Below are 21,730 nucleotides of genomic sequence, written 5' to 3' on the forward strand. Positions count from 1 at the left end.
TCTCCTAGTGTGTTAGTGTAGCACTGGTCTCACAAGTGCTACATTCTGATGATTCTCCGCCAAAGGCTTCTTGCTCTTGCCATAATTCATCCAATTCTTCTAATGTTTCTGGCTCTTTAGGACTATTTTGTATTGCTTCTGCCACTTTAAATTTATTTACTTTAGCATTAGATAACTCCTCTAATGCAGAAAAAATAATGTGATAAGGTGATTCATTCTTTTTCAATTGACCACCAATTAAAGCAATAATATCAATCGTATCGCCCAATGACTCTATGGCTTCTTTTTCATCGCATAAAGATAAGTATTCTAAAAATACAGGTAAATAATCAGGTAATTCTTTCTTATCAACAAACAGATTTTTCTTTGCATACATCTGAGCTAAATCAACCATAGCTGGGCCACGGTCGCGCGATTCGCCATGAATATGTTCAAATAAATTTAAACAATGTGCACGACTTCTGTCAAAAGTTGATACAAAACGTTCTTGTAATTCTAAGAAATCTTTATTTTTGTAATCTTCTATAAAAGACAATAATTCTTTTAAAGTTTTTTTAGATAATAAAGATTCCTGTTTTAAAACCTCAGCCAACTCGTCAACATTTTTATAAACATTGATATCTGGGTAAGACAGTAAAACAGCTAAGACTTTAAGTGTTTGCATTAAACTTTCCCATCCATTGTGTTGGTATGTGTTTTTCCACCAAACAAAGTGGCTGTGGTAGAACCCTCGGAACAACCATTGCCAAAGCTAAATCCACAAGAAGACCGAGTATCAAAAGCAATTTCATTGTCAAAAGGTGTCTCACCCGCATATTCCTTATGGTTGGTAGGAATAACAAATCTATCTTCATGAGCAGCAAGTGCCATGGTTCTATACATATCATCAACCATTTCCTCTGTTAAACCCACTTCTTCCAATACCTCTGTCAAGACAATATTATCAACGCGTTTTGCGCGCATAAAATTACGCATCGCAATCATGCGCTTTAATGCAAAAATAATAGGCTCATCATCACCTGCAGTCAACATATTGGCTAAATAACGAATTGGAATGCGTAATTCTTCAACATTTGGAATAGGGCCTCGATGGTTAATCACACCTTTTTCAACCGCATTTTGAATTGGCGATAAAGGTGGTACATACCAAACCATAGGTAGTGTTCTATATTCAGGATGTAGTGGGAATGCCACTTTCCAATCAATTGCCATTTTATAAACTGGAGAGTTTTTAGCCGCTTCAATCCAACTATCAGGCACACCATCTTTTTTAGCTTGTGCTTGCACAGCCTCATCATTTGGGTCTAAGAACATTTTTAATTGAGCTTCATATAAATCTTTCTCATCGCTCATATTTGCCATTTCTTCAATTTTGTCCGCATCATATAGAATAACACCCAATGAACGAATTCTACCAACACAGGTTTCAGAACAAACGGTTGGTTCTCCAGATTCTATTCTTGGGTAACAGAAGGTACATTTTTCTGATTTTCCAGATTGCCAGTTGTAGTAAATCTTCTTATAAGGGCAAGCGCTAACGCACATTCTCCAGCCACGACATTTGTCTTGGTCAATTAAAACAATACCGTCTTCTTCACGCTTGTAAATAGCACCAGATGGGCATGCTGCCACACAAGCTGGATTAAGACAATGCTCGCATAGGCGTGGTAAATACATCATAAATGTATTCTCAAACTGTCCATAAATTTCTTTTTCTATGGTTTTAAAATTGTAATCTTTTGAGCGTTTTTCAAACTCACCACCCAAAATTTCCTCCCAGTTAGGACCCCATTCTGGTTTTTCCATCACTTCGCCAGTAATCATAGAATGTGGTCTTGCTACTGGTGGAGTCGGCATTTCAGGTGCATTTTGTAAATGTGCATAATTAAAGGTAAATGGCTCGTAGTAATCGTCAATTTCAGGTAAATCAGGGTTGGCAAATATTTTTGCTAACAATCTAAATTTACCGCCAATCTTAGGCTGTAATTTACCATTTTTAGAAACCCAGCCACCATTCCATTTATCTTGATTTTCCCAATCAACAGGATAGCCAATACCAGGTTTTGATTCTACATTATTAAACCAAGCGTATTCTACGCCTTGGCGTGAGGTCCATACATTTTTACAAGTGACTGAACATGTATGACAACCAATACATTTATCCAGATTTAGAACCATTCCTATTTGTGCTCTTATTTTCATGATTGACCTCCTGTTACTGGTTCATCCTTCCAGTCTACTTTATCCATTTTTCGTACAACAACAAATTCATCACGATTAGAGCCTACGGTACCGTAATAGTTGAATCCATAAGACAATTGCGCATAACCACCAATCATATGTGTTGGTTTAGTGATGGCTCTAGTAACTGAATTATGAATGCCCCCTCTAAAGCCTGATTTTTCTGCCACTGGTGTGGTGGTAATTTTTTCTTGAGCGTGATACATCATTGACATACCTTCTGGTACTCTTTGTGATACAACGGCACGAGCCGCAATTGTGCCATTAACATTGTACAGTTCAATCCAATCATTATCTTGGACACCAATCTTCTTAGCGTCAATCTCACTTATCCATACTACTGGACCGCCTCGATTAAGTGTTAACATTAACAAGTTGTCAGAGTAAGTGGAATGAATGCCCCATTTTTGATGTGGTGTAATCCAATTTAAAACAACTTGAGAACGACCATCATTATTCTCATTGATAATAGGTGCAATTGTTTTGGTATTAATAGGTGGCTTATAAGTACATAAGTTTTCACCAAAATCTACCATCCATTTGTGGTCTTGATAGAATTGTTGCCTACCTGTGAGTGTTCTCCAAGGAATGTATTCATGTACATTGGTATAACCTGCGTTATAACTTACATGCTCATCCTCAAGTCCAGACCAAGTTGGTGATGAAATAATTTTTCTAGGTTGTGCTTGGATATCTCTAAAGCGAATTTTTTCATCTTCTTTTGGTTTTGCTAGGTGTGTATGGTCTCTGCCTGTTATTTTTCCTAATGCCTCCCAAGCCTTAACAGCGACTTGTCCATTGGTTTCAGGTGCAAGAGATAAAATAACTTCGGTTGCATCAATATCAGTTTCGATTTTAGGTAGTCCTTTAGAGACACCTTCCTCTCTAACAACACGATTTAAATCAGCAAGTAAGGATACTTCGTCTTCAGTATTCCAAGAAATACCCTTGCCACCATTGCCTATCTTAGACATCAGCGGACCTAGTGAGGTAAACTTTTTATAAGTATCTGGATAATTCCTTTCAACTTCAATAAAGTTTGGCATAGTCTTACCAGGAATAGCTTCACACTCGTCATCAAACCAAGCTTTAACATCAGTTGCTTGCGCCATTTCTGCTGGTGTATCATGCAAAATAGGCAAGGCAACCACATCTTTTTCTTCACCTAAATGTCCAGGACAAAGTTCTGAGAATTTTTTAGCTAAGCCTTTATATATATCCCAATCACTTCTTGATTCCCAAGCAGGGTCTACTGCTTTAGATAGTGGATGGATAAATGGATGCATATCTGAGGTATTTAAGTCGTTCTTTTCATACCATGTTGCTGATGGCAGAACAATGTCTGAATACAAACAGGTGGTTGACATTCTAAAGTCTAGTGTTACAAATAAATCAACCTTACCTTCTACTCCATCACGCCATTTAACTTCAGAAGGCTTTTTATCTGTTTCATTGCCTAATACTGCATTTTGCGTACCTAATAAATGCTTTAATAAATACTCATGGCCTTTACCACTAGAGCCCAATAAATTAGAACGCCAAATAAACATATTATGAGGGAAGTTTTTTGGATTATCAGGGTCCTCACAAGAGAACTTAAGTTCTTTGGATTTAAGTTGCTTAACAATATAATCTTTAACATCCATGCCTGCTTTTGCCGCTTGCTTGGTAATTTCTAATGGATTTTCTTCAAATTGTGGTGCCGAAGGCAACCAACCCATTTTTTCACTACGAACATTACAATCTATTAGGGAATAATCACCCCATTCTTTCTTGTCAGCCAGTGGAGATAAAATATCATCAACTTCGAGTTTCTCGTAGCGCCATTGGCTAGAGTGATTATAAAAGAATGAAGTTCCGTTCATATGGCGAGGTGGGCGATGCCAATCCAAGCCAAATGCTAATGGTTGCCATCCTGTTTGTGGACGAAGCTTTTCTTGTCCCACATAATGAGCCCAACCACCACCTGATTTTCCAATACAGCCACACATCATCAACATATTGATAATGCCACGATAAATCATATCCATGTGATACCAGTGATTAACAGCAGCACCTAAAATAACCATTGATTTACCTTGCGTTTTATCCGCATTTTCTGAGAATTCTTTAGCAATACGAATGGTCTGCTCACGCGGAACACCTGTCACTTTTTCATTCCATGCTGGTGTATAAGGCACATCATCGTCAAATGAAGCTGCAACATTATCACCACCCAATCCTTGGTCAACACTGTAGTTTGCCATCATCAAGTCAAACACTGTAGCAACCTTAACTTCTTTGCCGTCTAGTGTCTTGACCTTCTTAATTGGTACATTTCTCATTAAGATAGAGTCATGGTCTGTGCTAGTAAATATTTTTTGGTCATGCTCTTGATTATTAAAATACGGGAAACCAACAGAGACAATTTCATCATTATCATCTTTAAGTGTGGTTTTTGGGTCAATGTCTGCACCATTCATGGCGTTCTTATTTTCAATATTCCACTTTCCAGAACCATCCCAACGAGAGCCAACCGTTCCTGTTGGAACAACGATTTCATTGGTAGTGCCATCAATCAATAATGGCTTCCATTCAGTATTATCTTTTTCACCTAAGGTACCATCAATATCTGAAGCTCTTAGTGTTCTACCGGCTGCGAGCACACCTTGTTTTTCTTCTAACATAACCAAAAATGGCATATCCGTATATTGCTTGATATAGTTGGTAAAGTATTCACTCTTATTGTTAAGGTGATACTCTTTTAAAATAACATGACCCATTGTCATTGCTAAGGCAGCATCTGTGCCTTGAGTTGGACTCATCCACTCATCAGAAAGTTTGGCAACTTCACTAAAATCTGGTGTTACTGCAATTGTTTTAGTACCGTTATAACGCGTTTCTGTAAAGAAATGTGCATCTGGTGTACGGGTTTGAGGTACATTAGAACCCCATGCCATAATATATGATGAGTTATACCAATCAGCACTTTCTGGTACATCAGTTTGTTCACCCCAAGTTTGTGGAGATGATGGTGGTAGGTCACAGTACCAATCGTAAAAACTTAAACAAGTGCCACCAATGAGTGATAAATAGCGAGAACCCGCTGCATAAGATACCATTGACATTGCAGGAATTGGAGAGAAACCAACCACTCTATCTGGACCATAAGTTTTTGCAGTATAGACATTAGAGGCTGCAATAATTTCATTAACTTCATCCCAATCAGCACGAATCATGCCACCTAATCCACGAACTTTTTTGTATTCCTGTGATTTTTCTTTATCGTCCATAATAGACTTCCAGGCATTAACTGGGTCGCTATGTTGTTCTTTAGCACTACGCCAAATGCGCAATAATCTAGAACGAATGAGAGGATATTTAAGACGAGTGGCACTGTATAGATACCACGAATAGGTTGCACCTCTCTGACAGCCTCTAGGCTCATGGTCTGGTAAATCTGGACGTGTTCTTGGGTAATTTGTTTGCTGCGTCTCCCAAGTTACCAATCCATTTTTTACATAAATTTTCCAACTACATGACCCTGTGCAATTCACACCGTGGGTTGAACGCACAACTTTGTCGTGTGCCCAGCGATTACGATAAGCTCTTTCCCAATCCCTATTTTCATGTACTAACTTACCATGTCCATCAGAAAATTCTTCGGGTTTTGTCTTGGTAAAAAAAGATACTCTATCTAATAAATGACTCATTTTCTCTCTCCTATAAATTGTTTTTATTAATTAACCTATATTTAATAAAAATTATGGGTTGTGGAATTCAGCATTTTTACGCAAATAAAACCACCAATTAATAACCATGCATACGCCGTAAAACACTGCAAAACCATAGAGTGCATTTTCAGGTGTTGTTAGTTTAATTTGCTCACCAAATACTTTAGGAATGATGAATGCACCATAAGCTGCAATCGCAGAAGTCCAACCTAGAACTGGACCAGCCTGCTCTTTGTTAAATACTTGAGAAATTGTTCTAAAAGTGGAGCCATTGCCTAAACCTGTCATTGCAAACAATATGACAAACAAAATTAAAAACGGCCAAAAGAACTCTTCAGGTGTGGCAGATGCATAGGCTTGCTTCATAAAGTAAGCCACACCCAGTGCGGATAACACCATAACACCAGAGATAATCTGTGTTACCTTTGCCCCGCCTATCTTATCGGCAATCATGCCGCCAATTGGACGAATAAGCGCACCAACAAAAGCGCCCATCCATGCGTAAGTGAGTGCCGATGGTCCATTTGGATTTGCGATATTATGCGTCATAACGCCATCGACCATAATATGTTGGAAGCCAAAAATTACTTTAATCGATAAAGCCAAAGTTGCCGCATAACCAATAAATGAACCAAAGGTCATGGTGTATATAATAGTCATTACCCAAGTATGCTTGTTATTAAATATTTTATATTGACGCTTTAATCCTTCTTTATAATCATGACCAAGTGGTAATAATTTAAGTAATAAAACCGTTAAGGCAATAACAATTGGGAGTGCTATCCATTTACTTAGCATAAGCCCAGAGCCAGATACGACTTTTGGCAATATCAACCATAAACCAAATGCTGCCGTTGCTAAGCCCAAAATTAGCATCACTATAATCTTAATAAAAGCACCTAAGGTTGATCCAATCTTAGGGGATACATGGCTCTCAGTAATGTTGTTCATACCCATCCAAGAGGCAATAGCAAGCGGAATTAGTATAACTAACCAGACATAACCTGCATTTTGCAAGTGAGTTTCAGTGCCAACAGCAATTTTGCCAATTAAAGTTCCAGAGGTAATTTTTAATATTTGTGCATCACCCAAGCCGGCAACTGCCAAAGTCATCACTAATGGGATAACAATTTGCATTGTAGTAACGCCAAAATTGCCCAACCCAGCATTCATACCTAAAGAATAACCTTGGATTTTTTTTGGAAAGAAAAAAGAGATATTTGACATTGAAGAAGCAAAATTACCACCACCAAAACCCGATAATAATGCTAGAATTTGAAACACCCAAAACGGTGTATTAGGGTCTGATAAAGCTATTCCCAGTCCTAGCGCTGGTAATATTAAAAGTGTGGTGGTCAAGAAAATGGTATTTCTGCCCCCTGCTAAACGAATAAAGAAAGTTGAAGGAATTCTTAGTGTTGCACCAGACAGACCGGCAATTGCAGCAAGTGTAAACAACTGAGACTTGTCAAAACCGCCATAGCCTGTGTTTAACATTTGCACAGTAATAATGCCCCACATTAACCATACGGCAAAACCTGCCAATAAACTTGGGATAGAAATCCACAGATTGCGATTAGCAATTGCCTTACCAGTGCTTTCCCATTCAGACGGGTTATCTGGATCCCACTTTTTTAAATCTTGAGCCATTATGACCTCCTTTTATTAAAAAATTAAAATGCAACTTTCTTATTTATTAGATGCTTCTGCTACTGCATGTTTAATATTTTTAGCTCTTTCATCCTTGCCAAAAGTAAAATGCATCCAAATAAGCGACACTGCTGTTGCCCCATATAACAACATAAAAATGACCGAATTAATACCTGTAAAATCAATTAATGCACCAAACATGATAGGCAATATAAATCCGCCCATGCCGCCAGCAAGACCAACAATGCCTGAGACAACGCCAATATTTTCTGGGAATTCATCGGATAAAAACTTAAACACACTTGCTTTGCCAATCCCCCAAGAAATGCCTAAAGTAAATAAAAGTGCTGTAAATACCCAAATATTGAGACCAATATCAAATCTAACATCGCCTGCGGTAGTTTTAATCAATAACGCAGTTTGAGGGTAGGACATAAAAAATAAACAAACGAGAGAAACCCACATTACCCACCAAGTTACTTTATAAGGTCCAAATTTATCAGAAAACCAGCCGCCAAGCGCACGAATGACGCCCGAAGGCAGAACAAAAATTGCGCCTAATAAAGCAGCGTCTTTTAAATCAAAACCATATTCATTGATATAGTATTTAGTCATCCATAAACTCAGTCCAACAAAGCCACCAAATACTAAAGAGTAATATTGCATATATTTCCATACTTTAGGGTTTTTTAAAACCTGCAATTGCTCTTTAATAGTAACTTTTGTAGAGTGGCTATGATCAGGATCGGTGTAAGTAAACATCCAATATAAAATAACCACAACCATCATAGCAATCGCATATATTTTGGGCACCATTTGCCAACCAACGGATGCAACAATAACAGGGGCAACAAAATTGGTAATTGCAGCGCCAGCATTGCCAGCGCCAAATATTCCCATGGCAAAACCTTGATGTTTTCTATCAAACCATTTTGCTGTATAAGCAATACCAACCGTAAATGATGCGCCAGCGACACCTACCAACAAACCCAGGATTAAAAATTGCCAATATTGTGTTGCTGAACCGATAAACCAAAGCGGGGTTAAAACCGTTAATAGCAGAATAAAATAAACAATTCTGCCACCAAATTTATCCGTCATCATTCCAACTGGCAATCTAAAAAGCGAACCGGTTAAGATTGGCGTGGCAACTAAAACACCAAATTGAGTGTTGTTAAGAGATAACAATTCTTTGATTGGAATACCAATCACTGAAAACATAACCCATACAGCAAAACAGGCTGTAAACGCAATAGTATTAGCCGCTAAAACTGAATTGGCTTGTGTATTTTGATTTTTGATTATAGGTAACCCCATACTCAACCTTATTATTTAATAAAACTTAAGAAAAGTTTATCTTATCTTAGTTATTTTTATGGATAAAATATAACCTTTTATTAAAAGTGTGACTTATGTCACATAAAAAGAATTATGCAACAATTACAAACACTGAGTGATACCGTTCATAAATTACAAAATGAGCGTGGTTTTGTAATGCTTTATTTAAGCGAGAATACATTGCGACATAAGCGAGAGATGTTGGGTTATTTTGTTAAAAGTGATACGAGCGTTAAACAATTAAGAGCGAATATTGAGCAACAGGAAAACAACCGCCAATTAGATTCAGAAGAGCAAAGACTTATTCAAATTATTAATCAAAATTTAAAACGATTAAAGGCTAAACGCACAGCATTGCTAAGTTTAAAAATTAATGCTAGCGCTATATTTGATTTATATTCTTATCAACTTATTTCTCCTATTATTCAATTAATGACGCATTTAACTGTAAAGATTAAAAATATTCATCCCAGCGCCGTTAGTGCTTATTGCTTTTTTCTACAATGGAAAGAAAAAGTTGGTTTAGAGCGCTCTATTATTATTGTGCGTGGTTTTATTGAAGGGAATGCTAATAAAAATCAATGTATTGAGCACATTAAAGTTTTAATTAATGAACAAAAACACTATAAAGAGTCGTTTTTATCTTTGGCAACAATTGAACAAAAAAGATTGATTAATGATATTTATAAAATGCCCGATGTTGGTACACTACATATGATTCACCAACAATTTTCTACACAAGGCGAATCAGACATACTCTCTAAGATGAATACCAAAAGCTGGTTTGTGCTTATCTCAAAAAAGATAAACAAATTACATGATATTGAAAAGCAATTACACCTTACTCTGGCAAATGATCATCAATTAAGCAAACATAAAATCAAAGCATTCAAGGCTTCAGAACGCTTAGCATACAAAATTACGCTTTTTCAAGGTATGGCTACGAATGAAATAGAAAAGATTATTAACCATTCTGCCATTTATCAAATTCCAAGAAACAAAGTATTTATCTTGGAAAGCAACCCTGTGACACACTTGCATATTGTTTTAATGGGCTGGGTTAAAGTTTTCAAACAAAGTAATGCCAAAGATGAAATCTTGCAAATTATTGGTAATAATGAAACTGTATTGGAGAATTGCCTATTTACAAATCAAATTTTTAATGCAAGTGCCAAAGTTATCACTGATACACTGATGTTGTCTATTCCAATTAACAATGTTAGTAATTTGTTGAAACAATCTCATAAATTTACACATAATCTTATTATTATGAATGCACAAAAGGCCAATGCGGCTTTACAAGATCTTTATTCTATTAAACACAAAAATACCGAGCAAAGAATGGGTGAGTTTTTCTTAAAACTTGTTAATGACAAAAAATGGAAAGAAAACACTCTGCAATTGCCTTATAACAAATCTTTTATTGCTTCTTATTTAGGTATGAGTAGGGAAGTGTTTTCGCGCAATTTAAAACATTTATTCTCTCAAAGTATTGAGATTACAGGAAAGACACTTAGTATTACCAACAAAGAAAAGTTATGTAAATATTGCTATTTTGATAATAATAATTATTGCTATAATTTTCAGCGTGATCGATGTTGGCCAAGTTTTACGCAAAGCGTTATGATAAACAAATAAATATTTAATATTTCCTATGAAAAATGCCTTCTCAATTACATCACAATGACTAAAAGTGCGATTATTGTTGGTGTTGATGAAGTTGGGCGTGGACCATTGGTGGGTTCGGTTGTTGCGGGTGCTGTGATTTTGCCTGATGATTTTTATTTACCAGAACTCACTGATTCAAAAAAACTCAGTGAGAAAAAACGCGAAATTCTATACGCACAAATCACCGAACAATGTCAATGGGCGGTGGGTGAATCGGATGCGAATGAGATTGATAGCATCAATATTTTACAAGGCACAATGTTGGCAATGAAACGAGCCGTTGAAAATTTAAATATTAAGTATGACCGAGTATTGGTTGATGGCAATCGTTGTCCAGAGTTACACAATTGTCGGGCAATTATTAAAGGAGATTTAAGCGAACCTGTGATTTCTGCAGCATCGATTATTGCCAAAGTAACCCGTGATAGACAGATGTTTGAGTTGGATAAATTGCATCCAAAGTATGGTTTTTCCAAGCATAAGGGCTATGGCACAAGACAACATTTAGAGGCATTAGCAGAATTTGGTGCGATTGACAATCAGCACCGTTTTTCATTTTCTCCGATTAAAAACTTGTACCACCATTAGGGTCTAATGCATTTATTTGGCGACGCAACTCTGCTTTCTTGGCTTCAATGGTAGCGCGTTTTACTTCTAATGCTTTTTTTCTTTCCGCCTCTAATTCCTTTTGTTTTGCACGCGCAATTTCGCCAGCAGGAATGTTTTCTAAATAATGAAACAATTTAACGATACGCTTAACGCCACTAATGCCAGATGCAATTTTAGTTGCTTTATTGGCTTCACGCCTTGTCAAATCACCCATTAAGTAAATTGTACGATTTTCAGTCGTTATTTCAATATGTAGTGGATTAAAAACTTCTTGATTGTGAAACAATGCTTTTGCTTTTATTGTAATCATAGAGTCTTTGGCTCTGCTCAATAGACTGCTACTCTTCGCAATACGCAATTCATCAATTACCTTTTTGATTTTAAAATCTTTGTTTGGTGCTTGTTTGATAATATAATCACGCACAGCTTGGGTTGGTACTTCACCAGTAATCAGCACCTCCTTGTTGTAAACCAAAAAATTTAAATGGGCATTTTCTAGTCTATTTTCTTTATCATTCCAGGCAAATAGATTGAACTCAATACTTTTGTCATCAACGATTTCACCCGTAGTGCGTCGGTCATTAGCAACAATAATAGCAGTGCTGAGTGCTGATGATAAGAGACAACTGCTTAAAAATAGCGTGCTTGCAGTGACGATTAAAGAATAAATTATTTTTTTCATAGGGCCCCAAATGCGTCTTTTATCCAATTAATATTTGGATATTTTAAATCAGATTCAAGCCCAATAACATCAAACCGACAGATAAAATCGTCATATTGTGAATGACATTGTAAGAAGTGTTTCGCAGTACGAATGAGTTTTGTCTGTTTGCTGGCGTTAATTGTATCAATGGCAGAGCCGAAATAAGTATTTTTACGATAACGAACTTCAACAAAAACTAGATTTTGTTCCGATTTATCAAGCATAATAAGATCTATTTCACCCATTTTGGTTAAATAGTTTTGTTCGATGAATTTGAGCCCATTTTTTTCTAAATATTGAAGTGCTAAATTTTCCGCTTTATTGCCCGTTTGTCGTTTTAAACTAAACATATTATGCCTTTATACATTGTCGCTACACCGATTGGAAACCTAGATGATATTTCATTTAGAGCCGTTGAAACACTTAAAACCGTGGATATTATTCTAGCAGAAGACACTCGCCATAGTAAAAAACTTCTGAGTAATTATGACATCGGCACACCCGTTCGCGCCTTTCACGAGCATAACGAAGTTGCCAAAACGACCGTCGTCGTCGCTGAATTACTTTCAGGTAAAAACATCGCACTTATTAGTGATGCAGGCACACCCCTTATCAGTGACCCAGGTTATGTCCTGGTTAGCGAAGCAAAAAAAGCTGGCATTATCGTCTCTCCAATTCCAGGGGCATCTGCCATCATTAGCGCCATGAGTAGCAGTGGCATTGCCAGTCATTCATTCACATTTTTCGGCTTTTTACCTTCCAAAACCACAGCCCGTATTAAGGCCATACAAGCCGTCGCGCACATTGGCGAAACGGCAATTTTTTACGAGTCTCCAAAACGCATTTTAGCTTGTGCAAAAGATTTATTGCAAGTATTGGGTGATGAACGCATTGTCTGTTTTGCTAAAGAAATCAGTAAATCTTTTGAAACCATCATCACCGACACCCTACCAAATATCATCGAATATTTGATCGTAGACGATGTCCATCAAAAAGGTGAATTTGTGATTTTAATCAGTGGCATCAATAAAGACGACAGTGTTGAAGGCGAAGCGCAATTAGACAAAATTCTACCAATTTTGCTCACAGAAATGGGCGCTTCTAAAGCTGCAAAACTTGCTGCCAAAATGACAGGTATCGATAAAAAATACTGCTACCAAAGGGCAATCAATCTATGAGTCATTACACCCGACACATTTTTTTCTGCAACAATATTCGCAAAGATGGAAAATCGTGCTGCTCGCAATTTGATGCTAAAGAGTTGTATCGTTATGCGAAGGGTAAATGCCGTGATATGGCATTACTCGGCAAAGGAAAAATCGGTGTCAGTGAATCGCGTTGTTTAGGGCGCTGTGAACATGGACCAGTCGCCGTGGTATATCCCGATAATATTTGGTATCAGTATATTGACAAAGAGGACCTTGATAACATTATTTCCGAACATTTGGTCGGCGGAAAGCCTGTAAAGCGCCTACAAATTGATTAATTGGTTATAAAGTTGCTCTGCTTGTTGTTTTAAATCATAAATACTGCCATTATTCTCAACAGTATAATTTTTCATCAATTTTGCTATTTTTATCTTATTTTTTTGACTGATTTGTATAGAAATCATCTGTTTTGCAGTCTTTTCATCAATGTTCGCACGATTTTTTAATCTTTTTAATTGTTTTCCATCATCGCAAGTGATAATAATAACGCTATCGAATAAGTATGCCAATTTTTTTTCAAAAAGTAGTGGTATTTCAACAATTACCACTTGTTTTTTTGATTTTTCCTGTAACCCTTGCATCTTTTTGAGTATTTTTGGATGTAAAATACGCTCAATTTGTGCTTTATCGTCTTCACTATTTAATAAAATATTTCGTAACATCTTTCTATTTAAACAACCATCTTGTCTAAGGATATTTTCACCAAAAGCAGCGGTAAGCTCTTTTAGCCCCTCTGAGTTAGGTGTAGTTATCTCTTGTGACAGGTCATCCAGGCGAATAATATCCGCCCCTAGTGCCTCTAAAAAATCTCCAAATTGTGATTTTCCACAAGCAATACCACCTGTCAGTGCAATTCTTTGAGTTGTCATAAGCATTGATTTTAAATAATATTAGCGTTCATCTATTGACTTTTTTATTAAAAGTTTGGATAATACGCCCTCTTTATGATTATGTAGCTCAGCTGGTTATTGATTTTCCACCAGTATTCATCTTCATAACTGCTTGATATGAAAAAAAAAGGAAGATTTATACGGTTATGTAGCTCAGCTGGTTAGAGCACAGCATTCATAATGCTGGGGTCGGTGGTTCAAGTCCACCTATAACCACCATATTTTGAAATTTGTACAATCTACAATAAAAAAGGCATATTTATTTTAGATAAGATTGTATAATTTCTTAAATTATGCCGAAGTAGCACAGTTGGTAGTGCAACTGACTTGTAATCAGTAGGTCGCCAGTTCGAGTCCGGCCTTCGGCACCATCTTTAAAAAGGGTTATCGTTTAGATAGCCCTTTTTTACTGTCTGAAATATGGCAATTCTTCAATTGATTGATGGGGCAAGGGTTTGCGTTAGGGTTGATAAATGGACAAAGTCTGCGTATAATTATTCAGTTTTTGTTCAAGGAAATTTAATATGTCAACACGCAGAAATTTAGCAAATGCAATCCGCGCTTTAAGTATGGACGCCGTTCAGAAGGCCAATTCAGGTCATCCAGGTGCCCCAATGGGAATGGCAGACATCGCTGAGGTACTTTGGAATGATCACTTAAAGTTCAACCCAACGAATTCTAATTGGGCAGACCGTGACCGTTTTGTATTATCAAATGGCCATGGCTCAATGCTGATTTACGCATTGTTGCATTTGTCGGGTTTTGAGTTGTCAATAGACGATATTAAGAATTTCCGTCAATTACATTCTAAAACTGCGGGCCACCCAGAGTATGGTTATGCCGATGGCATTGAGACCACTACTGGCCCATTAGGGCAAGGTATTACCAATGCGGTGGGTATGGCGATTGCAGAGCGTACATTGGCAGCACAATTTAATAAGCCAGGTCATGAGATTGTTAACCACAATACTTTCGTATTTATGGGCGACGGTTGTTTGATGGAGGGTTTGTCGCATGAATCTTGTGCGATGGCGGGTACTTTAGGTTTGGGTAAATTAACAGCATTTTGGGATGATAATGATATTTCTATTGATGGTCACATTGGTGACTGGATGGAGAAAGGCGTTCCAGGTCGTTTTAAATCTTACGATTGGCATGTGGTTGCGGTTGATGGTCATGATGCGGATGCGATTAACAAGGCAATTGAAGAGGCAAAAGCGGTTACCGATAAGCCAAGTTTGATTTGTTGTAAGACGACGATTGGCTTTGGTTCGCCAAACCTTGCAGGTACACATGATTGTCACGGTGCACCATTAGGCGATGATGAAATCGCTAAAACGCGTGAGCAATTAGGTTGGAACCATGCACCATTTGAAATCCCTGCGGATGTTTATGAAGGTTGGGACCATAAGGCACAAGGTGCAATTGACGAAGGTATTTGGAAGGATAAATTTGCTGCTTATAAAGCAGAGTATCCAGCCGAAGCGGCCGAGTTCTTGCGTCGTATGGCAGGTGATTTACCAGCGAACTTTGAAGTTGAAATGGATGCTTTTATTACTAAGACACAAGACGATATGCCTAAGATTGCATCGCGTCAAGCGTCACAAGCAACGATTGAAGCAATGGGTCCTTTATTGCCAGAAATGTTTGGTGGTTCTGCGGACTTAACGGGTTCTAACTTGACGAATTGGTCGGGTACTGTGAAAGTTAACAAAGAAACGGCAAATGGCAACTATTTGTCATGGGGTGTGCGTGAGTTCGGCATGGCACATATGATGAATGGTATGGTTTTGCATGGTGGTTTCAAGGTTTATGGTGCGACTTTCTTTATGTTTATGGAGTTTATGCGTAATGCCTTGCGTATGTCAGCATTAATGAAAATCGGTACGATTTATGTTTATACGCATGATTCTATCGGCTTAGGCGAAGACGGTCCAACGCATCAGCCAGTTGAACAATTAGCAACGGTTAGAATGATTCCTGGTTTTCAAACTTGGAGAGGTTGTGATGCTATTGAGTCGGCGGTTTCTTGGAAAATGGCAATGTTAAGAGGTGATGCACCGACAGCATTGGTATTCTCAAGGCAAGCATTGACGCCGATGCCAAGAACGGCAGAGCAAGTTAAGAACATTGAGAAAGGCGGTTATGTGTTGCAAGATTGTGAAGGTACTGCGGATATTATCTTAATTTCAACCGGTTCTGAAGTTGGCTTGACAATTGACAGTGCGAATGCAATGACAGATAAAAAAGTAAGAGTTGTTTCAATGCCTTCTACGGACGCATTTGACATGCAAGATCAGGCATATAAAGATTCTGTATTGACTGTGGGTGTTAAGCGTGTTGCAATCGAAGCAGGTGTGGGTGATGGCTGGTATAAGTATGTGGGTTTAGAGGGTGGTTTAGTTTGTATGACCAGTTTCGGCGAGAGCGCACCGGCGGATCAATTGTTTAAAGAATTCGGTTTCACAGTTGATAATGTTGTTAAAACTGTCAACGAAGTATTGGCGTAATTTAAAATATATATATATAGGAGAGAGTAAAATGGCAGTAAAAGTAGGTATTAATGGTTTTGGTCGTATTGGTCGCATGGTTTTTCGTGCAATTAAAAAGGACTTCCCTGAATTAGAAGTGGTTGGTATTAACGACTTATTGGAAAATGAATACTTGGCATATATGCTTAAGTATGATACAGCGCAAGGCCGTTTTGATGGCACTGTTGAAGTGGAAGGTGATAACTTTATCGTCGATGGCAAGAAAATCCGTCTTTCTGCTGAGCGTAATCCAGCAGACCTCAAATGGGGTGATATTGGTGCAGAAGTCGTTATTGACTGTACAGGTTTTTTCTTAACGGAAGAGTCTTGTCAAGCACACATCGAAGCCGGTGCTAAGAAAGTTGTTCAATCAGCACCTGCTAAAGACAGTACGCCAATGTTTGTTTACGGTGTTAATCACGATTCTTATGACGGTCAAGCAATCGTTTCTGCTGCCTCTTGTACCACTAACTGTTTAGCGCCAATTGCTAAAATTATCAATGACAACTGGGGTCTTAAGCGTGGCTTAATGACAACTGTTCATGCATCTACTGCAACACAGAAAACGGTTGACGGTCCTTCAATGAAAGATTGGAGAGGTGGTCGTGCGGTATTTGAAAACATTATTCCTTCATCAACAGGTGCAGCTAAAGCAGTAGGTGTCGTATTACCAGAATTGAATGGTAAGTTGACAGGTATGGCTTTCCGCATCCCATCAGTTGATGTGTCAGTGGTTGATTTGACTTGTGAATTAGACAAAGAAGCTTCTTATGAAGAAATCTGTGCGACTATCAAGACTGCATCAGAGACGACTATGAAAGGCACCTTGCAATATACCGAAGATATGGTTGTATCCTCTGATTTCCGTGGCGTTAGTGCTTCATCAATTTTTGATGCAAATGCGGGTATCGCACTTGACAGCACATTCGTGAAGTTGGTTTCTTGGTATGATAATGAGTATGGTTACACTTGTAACATGCTTCGTTTGGTTAAACACATTGCTTAATTTAAAAATATGGGACATATTTGGGCAGATATAGAGTTGAGCAATCCTAAAGAGGAAGCGTTAGCCAGTATTAAAGTGAATGCATTGGCTGATACTGGGGCATTAATGTTGTGTATTCCGCAACACATTGCCAATCAGTTGAATTTAGAAATAAATTCTGAGCGTGAAGTTTCTGTTGCAGATGGCAGAAGTCTGAAAGTGCCTTATATGGGACCTATAAAAATTAATTTTAAAAATCGCTCTTGTTTTGTTGGTGCTTTAGTAATGGGAGATGAAGTGTTATTAGGTGCTGTGCCGATGGAAGATATGGATTTAACACTCAATCCAGCGCGCCAAACTATTGGCGTCAATCCAAATAGCCCAAATATACCGCATGCAAGAGTGAAATAGAGGAAAAATATGTCAGTTATTAATTTATCAGATTTAGAGTTAAGTTCAAAGAGGGTGTTGATTCGTCAAGACCTTAATGTTCCCATCAAGGATGGGGTGGTTACCAGTGATAAGCGCATTAAAGCGTCATTGCCAACGATTAAAATGGCAATGAAACAAGGGGCAAAAGTAATGCTAATGTCACACCGTGGTCGCCCAACTGAAGGCGAGTATAGTGATGAATTTACATTGCAACCCGTTGCCGAGCGTTTGACAGAGTTATTAGGCGTTACAGTGCGTTTAGAAAAAAACTGGTTGAATGGCGTTGAAATGAACGATGGCGAAGTGGTACTTTGCGAGAATGTGCGTTTTAATGAAGGCGAAATGGCAAATAGCGATGATCTGTCTAAACGCATGGCAGCGATGTGTGACATCTTTGCAATGGATGCTTTCGGTACAGCACATCGTGCGCAAGCCTCAACACATGGTGTTGCTAAGTATGCACCAGTTGCTTGCTCTGGTCCACTATTATCAGGCGAGTTAGAGGCATTGGGTAAAGCACTTGATAACCCTAAACGACCAATGGTTGCAATCGTTGGTGGTTCTAAAGTATCTACTAAGTTGACAGTGCTTGAATCATTGTCTAAGATTGTTGACCAATTGGTTGTTGGTGGCGGTATTGCCAATACTTTTATTGCAGCACAAGGTCATAATATCGGTAAATCTTTATGTGAGAACGACCTAATTCCAACGGCTAAAAAGTTAATGGAAGACTGTGAAATTCCAGTGCCAACAGATGTTGTTTGTGGTAAAGAATTTTCTGAAACTGCTGATGCTACAACGATGGCATCTGGCGATGTTGCCGATGACGATATGATTTTTGACATTGGTCCAGCGTCTGCAGCACAACTTGCTGAGATTATGAAAAATGCAGGGACCATCGTTTGGAATGGCCCAGTGGGCGTATTTGAGTTTGACCAGTTTGCTAGTGGAACAAAAACAATTGCAATGGCAATTGCTGAATCTGATGCATTTTCAATTGCAGGTGGTGGCGATACATTGGCAGCAGTTGACAAATACAACATTGAAGACAAAATCAGTTACATTTCCACAGGTGGTGGTGCATTCTTAGAATTCCTAGAAGGTAAAAAATTGCCAGCAGTAGAAATTTTAGAACAAAGAGCAGCGGAGTAAATTTTGCCTAGAAGAACTAAAATATTAGCAACTTTGGGTCCAGCAACGGACAAGCCTGGCATTTTAGAGAGTGTTTTAGCGGCCGGTGCAAATGTCGTTCGTATTAACTTTTCGCACGGCTCGCAAGAAGAGCATTTAGGTCGCGTTAGAGCGGTGCGTGATTGGGCGCATGCGAATAATACTTATGTGGGTGTTTTGATGGATTTACAAGGTCCAAAAATTCGCATCGCTCGTTTTAAAGACGGAATGAAAATTCAGTTGAACAATGGTGATAAATTTACTTTGGACGCTGACCAAGATGAGGCGTTGGGCAATCAAGAGTCGGTTGGTATTGCTTATAAAACTTTACCGCAAGATGTGAAAAGTGGTAATATTTTATTGCTGGACGATGGTAAAGTTGTACTAGAAGTGTTGAGCGTTAAGGGTAATAAAATCAACACCATAGTTACTCAAGGTGGCGAATTATCAGACAAGAAAGGTATTAATCTTCGTGGTGGTGGTTTGTCAGCAGACGCATTAACTGAGAAAGACAAAAAAGACATTTTGACAGCGGCAAAGGCCAACGCAGATTATGTGGCTTTGTCATTCCCAGTCAGCGGCGATGATGTACGTTTAACGAAGAAATTATTGAAAGAAGCAGGCTCTGATGCTGGCGTGATTTCAAAAATTGAACGAGCCGAAGCATTAGTAGACGAAGTTATTACTGACATTATCAAAGAATCTGCAGGCATTATGGTGGCGCGCGGAGATTTGGGCGTTGAAATCGGCGACCCACAATTACCCGCAGAGCAAAAACGCTTGATTAAATTAGCGCGTTCTTATGACCGTGTGGTGATTACCGCAACGCAGATGTTAGAGTCAATGATTCACAGTCCAATTCCAACCCGTGCAGAAGTATTTGATGTTGCCAACGCAGTTTTAGATGGCACAGATGCGGTGATGTTGTCAGCGGAAACAGCAGCAGGCGATTATCCTGCGAATGCAGTGAGAACCATGCACGATGTTTGCATTGAAACCGAAAAAAGCCCAACGGCAAAAGTATCGCATCACCGTTTACATGAAGGGTTTGAGCATATTGATGAGACTATTGCAATGAGCACCATGTATGCAGCCAATCATTTGGGCGTTAAGGTTGTAGTAGCATTGACAGATAGTGGAAAAACACCGTTGTGGATGTCGCGTATCAGCTCTAATATTTCAATTTATGCAATGAGTGATAAAGTTGCCACTTTGCGTAAGACGACGCTTTATCGCGGTGTTTACCCTTGCGGTATTGAAACATTATCCAGTTCAGAGTGGGAAAAAGTCAATGCTACAGTGATTGGCACATTGATAGAAAAAGACATCGTCGAAAAAGGCGATTTGGTCGTGTTAACCAAAGGTATGCATAGCGACACCTCTGGTGGCACCAACCTAATGAAAATTTTGCGTGTGGGTGATAAGACCTACGGGTAGAGAATAGTGAAAAAGATGTATGCCCGTTAATGAGCAGCGTTAAGTTTCTAAGTATTTAGTTAAAAACAAAAAAGGAGAAAAAATATGTTAATATCATTAAGAGAATTATTAGACCACGCCGCTGAGAATGGCTATGGTATGCCAGCGTTCAATGTCAACAATATGGAGCAAGTTCACGCAATTATGCAAGCAGCGGACAGAACAAATAGTCCAGTCATTATGCAGGGTTCTGCAGGTGCAAGGGGCTACGCAGGTGAGCCGTTCTTGCGTCATTTAATCATTGCAGCGACTGAAATGTACCCACATATCCCAGTTGTTATGCATCAAGACCATGGCAGTGAGCCAGCCGTATGTTTGCGCTCAATCCAGTCAGGTTTTTCATCGGTAATGATGGACGGTTCTTTGGAAGCAGACTGTAAAACCCCTTCATCATTTGAATATAATGTTGCCGTGACTAAAGAAGTGGTAAAGATGGCACATGCAGGTGGTGTTTCAGTAGAAGGGGAATTAGGTTGTTTAGGTTCACTTGAAACAGGTGAAATGGGTGAAGAAGACGGTCACGGTGCTGAAGGTAAATTAGACCTTGACTTGCTACTGACTTCAGTTGAAGAAGCAGCGGATTTCGTTAGAGAAACCAATGTTGATGCCTTGGCAATAGCAATCGGCACTTCACACGGTGCATATAAGTTTACCAAAGAGCCAGATGGTGAAATTCTGCGTATTGACCGTATTAAAGAAATCCACGCGCGCCTGCCAAACACACACTTGGTTATGCATGGCTCATCTTCAGTGCCACAAGATTGGTTAGAAATCATCAATTCACACGGTGGTGATATGGGTCAAACTTACGGTGTTCCAGTCAGTGAAATTCAAGAAGGCATTAAAAACGGTGTGCGTAAAGTCAATATCGATACCGACTTGCGTATGGCTTCAACGGGTGCAGTTCGCAAACACTTAATTGAAAACACTTCAAACTTTGACCCGCGTAAATTCTTAAAAGAATCTACTAATGCAATGGCCGACATCTGTGCCGCTCGCTTTGAAGCGTTCGGTTCTGCTGGTCAAGCCGACAAAGTTAAAGTATCTTCATTAGACACAATGAGCCAAAGATATTTATCTGGTGCGTTAGATGCAAACATTAAGTAAGCGTTGAAC

Annotated in this window: 18 protein-coding genes and 2 tRNA genes; 12 read left to right on the forward strand and 8 right to left on the reverse strand. The window is 38.6% G+C overall.

Going from position 1 to position 21,730, the window contains the following annotated elements; translation table 11 throughout:
• Positions 1-4: 4 nt before the first annotated feature.
• Genes narJ through BSEPE_RS00455 form a run of 5 tightly spaced genes read right to left on the reverse strand, consistent with a single transcriptional unit; the run spans position 5 to position 8,921 of the window.
• Positions 5-664 carry a nitrate reductase molybdenum cofactor assembly chaperone gene (gene narJ / locus BSEPE_RS00435; protein WP_066042441.1) on the reverse strand — a complete coding sequence of 220 codons (660 nt, stop codon included), beginning with the start codon at positions 662-664 and terminating at the stop codon, positions 5-7.
• Positions 664-2,202, reverse strand: coding sequence for a nitrate reductase subunit beta (narH, locus tag BSEPE_RS00440; protein ID WP_066042444.1), 1,539 nt, complete (start codon positions 2,200-2,202; stop codon positions 664-666). Before narH ends, narJ begins: the two co-directional genes overlap by 1 nt.
• Entirely contained in the window at positions 2,199-5,933 is a 3,735-nt protein-coding gene (locus tag BSEPE_RS00445; RefSeq protein ID WP_066042447.1) for a nitrate reductase subunit alpha, read from the reverse strand. Before BSEPE_RS00445 ends, narH begins: the two co-directional genes overlap by 4 nt.
• Before the next feature lie 51 nt (positions 5,934-5,984).
• Positions 5,985-7,604: an MFS transporter gene (locus tag BSEPE_RS00450; RefSeq protein ID WP_066042450.1), complete on the reverse strand. Its 1,620-nt coding sequence runs from the start codon at positions 7,602-7,604 to the stop codon at positions 5,985-5,987.
• Positions 7,605-7,643: 39 nt separating this feature from the next.
• Entirely contained in the window at positions 7,644-8,921 is a 1,278-nt protein-coding gene (locus tag BSEPE_RS00455; protein WP_066042453.1) for an MFS transporter, read from the reverse strand.
• A 114-nt stretch (positions 8,922-9,035) separates the two neighbouring features.
• Here BSEPE_RS00455 and BSEPE_RS00460 point away from each other — a divergent pair, with 114 nt between their 5' ends.
• Both BSEPE_RS00460 and rnhB read left to right on the forward strand, forming a co-directional pair.
• Positions 9,036-10,580 (forward strand): nitrate- and nitrite sensing domain-containing protein, encoded by a 1,545-nt coding sequence (locus BSEPE_RS00460; RefSeq protein WP_066042456.1) that lies wholly within the window; start codon positions 9,036-9,038, stop codon positions 10,578-10,580.
• Positions 10,581-10,625: 45 nt separating this feature from the next.
• Positions 10,626-11,198 carry a ribonuclease HII gene (gene rnhB / locus BSEPE_RS00465; protein ID WP_066042460.1) on the forward strand — a complete coding sequence of 191 codons (573 nt, stop codon included), beginning with the start codon at positions 10,626-10,628 and terminating at the stop codon, positions 11,196-11,198.
• Here rnhB and BSEPE_RS00470 read toward each other — a convergent pair.
• Positions 11,176-11,901, reverse strand: coding sequence for a BON domain-containing protein (locus BSEPE_RS00470; protein WP_066042462.1), 726 nt, complete (start codon positions 11,899-11,901; stop codon positions 11,176-11,178). The two genes, rnhB and BSEPE_RS00470, sit on opposite strands and share 23 nt — an antisense overlap.
• Positions 11,898-12,272, reverse strand: coding sequence for a YraN family protein (locus tag BSEPE_RS00475; RefSeq protein WP_066042466.1), 375 nt, complete (start codon positions 12,270-12,272; stop codon positions 11,898-11,900). The genes BSEPE_RS00470 and BSEPE_RS00475 overlap by 4 nt, the downstream gene beginning before the upstream one ends.
• Before the next feature lie 3 nt (positions 12,273-12,275).
• Between BSEPE_RS00475 and rsmI the strand changes: the two genes are divergently transcribed.
• Together rsmI and BSEPE_RS00485 are read left to right on the forward strand one after the other, a co-directional pair.
• Positions 12,276-13,100: a 16S rRNA (cytidine(1402)-2'-O)-methyltransferase gene (gene rsmI / locus BSEPE_RS00480; protein ID WP_066042468.1), complete on the forward strand. Its 825-nt coding sequence runs from the start codon at positions 12,276-12,278 to the stop codon at positions 13,098-13,100.
• Positions 13,097-13,408, forward strand: coding sequence for a (2Fe-2S) ferredoxin domain-containing protein (locus BSEPE_RS00485; protein ID WP_066042470.1), 312 nt, complete (start codon positions 13,097-13,099; stop codon positions 13,406-13,408). Before rsmI ends, BSEPE_RS00485 begins: the two co-directional genes overlap by 4 nt.
• On the opposite strand, the gene coaE is transcribed toward BSEPE_RS00485, so the two are convergent.
• Complete coding sequence (coaE, locus tag BSEPE_RS00490) at positions 13,394-13,999, reverse strand: dephospho-CoA kinase (RefSeq protein ID WP_066042473.1); 606 nt, start codon at positions 13,997-13,999, stop codon at positions 13,394-13,396. The genes BSEPE_RS00485 and coaE overlap by 15 nt on opposite strands.
• A gap of 163 nt (positions 14,000-14,162) precedes the next feature.
• Here coaE and BSEPE_RS00495 point away from each other — a divergent pair.
• From BSEPE_RS00495 to fba, 8 genes are all read left to right on the forward strand, one after another.
• Positions 14,163-14,239 (forward strand) — tRNA-Met (locus BSEPE_RS00495).
• 76 nt (positions 14,240-14,315) lie between these two features.
• Positions 14,316-14,391, forward strand: a tRNA-Thr gene (locus BSEPE_RS00500).
• 153 nt (positions 14,392-14,544) lie between these two features.
• The gene (gene tkt, locus BSEPE_RS00505) at positions 14,545-16,530 is read left to right on the forward strand and encodes a transketolase (protein WP_066042476.1); all 1,986 of its coding nucleotides are present in this window, start codon (positions 14,545-14,547) and stop codon (positions 16,528-16,530) included.
• A 31-nt stretch (positions 16,531-16,561) separates the two neighbouring features.
• Positions 16,562-17,557, forward strand: a complete 996-nt coding sequence (gene gap / locus BSEPE_RS00510; RefSeq protein ID WP_066042479.1) for a type I glyceraldehyde-3-phosphate dehydrogenase — start codon at positions 16,562-16,564, stop codon at positions 17,555-17,557.
• 9 nt (positions 17,558-17,566) lie between these two features.
• Positions 17,567-17,947, forward strand: a complete 381-nt coding sequence (locus BSEPE_RS00515) for a clan AA aspartic protease (protein WP_066042481.1) — start codon at positions 17,567-17,569, stop codon at positions 17,945-17,947.
• A gap of 9 nt (positions 17,948-17,956) precedes the next feature.
• Complete coding sequence (locus BSEPE_RS00520; protein ID WP_066042484.1) at positions 17,957-19,120, forward strand: phosphoglycerate kinase; 1,164 nt, start codon at positions 17,957-17,959, stop codon at positions 19,118-19,120.
• A gap of 3 nt (positions 19,121-19,123) precedes the next feature.
• The gene (pyk, locus tag BSEPE_RS00525) at positions 19,124-20,575 is read left to right on the forward strand and encodes a pyruvate kinase (RefSeq protein WP_066042488.1); all 1,452 of its coding nucleotides are present in this window, start codon (positions 19,124-19,126) and stop codon (positions 20,573-20,575) included.
• 84 nt (positions 20,576-20,659) lie between these two features.
• Complete coding sequence (gene fba, locus BSEPE_RS00530; protein ID WP_066042489.1) at positions 20,660-21,721, forward strand: class II fructose-bisphosphate aldolase; 1,062 nt, start codon at positions 20,660-20,662, stop codon at positions 21,719-21,721.
• The last annotated feature ends 9 nt before the right edge of the window (positions 21,722-21,730 follow it).

Origin of the sequence: endosymbiont of Bathymodiolus septemdierum str. Myojin knoll, from assembly GCF_001547755.1 — a bacterium.
GTDB lineage: Bacteria > Pseudomonadota > Gammaproteobacteria > PS1 > Pseudothioglobaceae > Thiodubiliella.

Excerpts from the sequence above, each read along its gene's own strand:
- BSEPE_RS00470 (WP_066042462.1), bottom strand. The coding sequence starts at position 11,901 with ATGAAAAAAATAATTTATTCTTTAATCGTCACTGCAAGCACGCTATTT.
- fba (WP_066042489.1), top strand. The coding sequence starts at position 20,660 with ATGTTAATATCATTAAGAGAATTATTAGACCACGCCGCTGAGAATGGC.
- BSEPE_RS00460 (WP_066042456.1), top strand. The coding sequence starts at position 9,036 with ATGCAACAATTACAAACACTGAGTGATACCGTTCATAAATTACAAAAT.
- rnhB (WP_066042460.1), top strand. The coding sequence starts at position 10,626 with ATGACTAAAAGTGCGATTATTGTTGGTGTTGATGAAGTTGGGCGTGGA.
- BSEPE_RS00515 (WP_066042481.1), top strand. The coding sequence starts at position 17,567 with ATGGGACATATTTGGGCAGATATAGAGTTGAGCAATCCTAAAGAGGAA.
- BSEPE_RS00485 (WP_066042470.1), top strand. The coding sequence starts at position 13,097 with ATGAGTCATTACACCCGACACATTTTTTTCTGCAACAATATTCGCAAA.
- coaE (WP_066042473.1), bottom strand. The coding sequence starts at position 13,999 with ATGACAACTCAAAGAATTGCACTGACAGGTGGTATTGCTTGTGGAAAA.
- BSEPE_RS00520 (WP_066042484.1), top strand. The coding sequence starts at position 17,957 with ATGTCAGTTATTAATTTATCAGATTTAGAGTTAAGTTCAAAGAGGGTG.
- BSEPE_RS00455 (WP_066042453.1), bottom strand. The coding sequence starts at position 8,921 with ATGGGGTTACCTATAATCAAAAATCAAAATACACAAGCCAATTCAGTT.
- tkt (WP_066042476.1), top strand. The coding sequence starts at position 14,545 with ATGTCAACACGCAGAAATTTAGCAAATGCAATCCGCGCTTTAAGTATG.
- BSEPE_RS00445 (WP_066042447.1), bottom strand. The coding sequence starts at position 5,933 with ATGAGTCATTTATTAGATAGAGTATCTTTTTTTACCAAGACAAAACCC.
- narH (WP_066042444.1), bottom strand. The coding sequence starts at position 2,202 with ATGAAAATAAGAGCACAAATAGGAATGGTTCTAAATCTGGATAAATGT.
- BSEPE_RS00450 (WP_066042450.1), bottom strand. The coding sequence starts at position 7,604 with ATGGCTCAAGATTTAAAAAAGTGGGATCCAGATAACCCGTCTGAATGG.
- BSEPE_RS00475 (WP_066042466.1), bottom strand. The coding sequence starts at position 12,272 with ATGTTTAGTTTAAAACGACAAACGGGCAATAAAGCGGAAAATTTAGCA.
- rsmI (WP_066042468.1), top strand. The coding sequence starts at position 12,276 with ATGCCTTTATACATTGTCGCTACACCGATTGGAAACCTAGATGATATT.
- gap (WP_066042479.1), top strand. The coding sequence starts at position 16,562 with ATGGCAGTAAAAGTAGGTATTAATGGTTTTGGTCGTATTGGTCGCATG.
- narJ (WP_066042441.1), bottom strand. The coding sequence starts at position 664 with ATGCAAACACTTAAAGTCTTAGCTGTTTTACTGTCTTACCCAGATATC.